At 66.6% G+C, this 1,601-nt stretch carries 2 protein-coding genes; both read right to left on the bottom strand.

Features of this window, described 5'->3' with window-relative positions; all coding sequences use genetic code 11:
- A partial coding sequence (locus tag HB681_RS37575) for a TauD/TfdA family dioxygenase (RefSeq protein WP_213959979.1) occupies positions 1-785 on the bottom strand: 785 nt, incomplete at its 3' end.
- A gap of 30 nt (positions 786-815) precedes the next feature.
- A partial coding sequence (locus HB681_RS37580; protein WP_213959980.1) for a quinone oxidoreductase occupies positions 816-1,601 on the bottom strand: 786 nt, incomplete at its 5' end.

Raw genomic sequence — 1,601 nt, forward strand, 5'->3', positions numbered from 1 at the left:
ACCGCGTAGTGCTGGGTGCTGCGGTTGTCCCAGATCGCCACGCTGTTGGGCTTCCAGCGCCAGCGCACCTGGTACTCGGGGATGCTGGACTGGGCGATCAGGTACTGCAGCAGATCGCCGCCGGCCTGGTTGTAGTCCTGGCCGTAGCGCACGTTCTTCTTGTTGTGGAAGTTCACGAAGTGCGTGGCGAAGGCGTTCACGTACAGCAGCTTCTCGCCGGTCTCGGGGTGCGTGCGCACCACCGGGTGCTCCGAGTCCGGATACTGCGCGCGCATCGCCAGGCGCTTTTCCATCGGCATGTTCGAGGCGAAGGAGCTGTTGAAGCTGTGGTTGGCCCACAGGTCGGCGATCTGCGCCTTGATCTCCTCGGGCAGCTTGTCGTAGGCCATGACCATGTTGGCCCACATGGTGTCCCCGCCCACCGGCGGGCATTCGACGCAGCGCAGCACCGCGCCCATGGGCGGTGCGGCGCGCCAGGTGCCGTCGCTGTGCCAGGCATTCTCGTAGCGGTCGGCGGGGCTGTCCGGGGTCTTGTAGATCTGCACCAGGCCCGGTGCGTCCGGATGCGAGGGCACCATCGGATGGGATTCGAGCTGGCCCATGCGCGAGGCGAAGGCCACGTGGGCTTGCGGCGTGAGGTCGTCCTGGTCGCGCAGGAACAGCACGCGGTGCTTCAGGAGGGCCGCGTAGACCTCCTTGAACAGGCCCTCGTCTGCGGCGGCATCGGCCAGGTTCACGCCGACCAGTTCGGCGCCGATGCTGGCGGTGAGTTGTTCGATCTTCATTTGCTTGTCTCCTTCGTTCTTTTGAATCTGTCAGACCAGGAAGATCGACGAGCCCGTCGTCTTGCGCGATTCCAGGTCACGGTGCGCCTGCACGGCGTCTTCCAGCGCGTAGTGCTGGTTGATCTCGATCTTGATGCGCCCGGCGGCCACGTGGCCGAAGACCTCCTTGGCCAGCGCCGCCTTCTCGACCGGGTCGAAGATGTAGTCGGCCAGCGCCGGGCGCGTCATGTAGAGCGATCCCTTGATGGCGAGCAACTGCGGGTCGACCGGAGGGATCGGGCCGCTGGCCGTGCCCACGCACACCAGCAGGCCGCGGCGCTTGAGCGAATCCAGCGAGCCCATGAAGGTGCTCTTGCCCACGCTGTCGAACACCACGTTCACGCCCACGCCCCCGGTGAGCTCGCGCACACGCTTGGCAACGTCCTCGTGGCTGTAGTTGATGGTGTGGTCGCAGCCGTGTGCACGGGCGACCTCGGCCTTCTCGGCGGTGGAGACCGTGCCGATGACGGTGAGGCCCAGCAGCTTGGCCCATTGCGACACGATCAGGCCGACGCCGCCCGCTGCGGCGTGCACCAGCAGCGAATCGCCTTCCTTGAACGGATAGATGCGGCGCATCAGGTAGGCGCTGGTCAGCCCGCGCATCGTCATGGCCGCGGCGGTCTCGTAGGAGATGCCCTCGGGCAGGCGGATCAGCGGTGCGGCGGGGATCAGGCGCTCGGTGCTGTAGGCGCCCAGCGTGTTGATGAAGCCGGTGTAGGTGACGCGATCACCCACGGCGACGTTGGTCACGCCCTCGCCGATGGCCACCACGACGCC

It is taken from the genome of Variovorax sp. dw_954 (assembly GCF_018449755.1).
Classification (GTDB): Bacteria; Pseudomonadota; Gammaproteobacteria; order Burkholderiales; family Burkholderiaceae_C; genus Variovorax.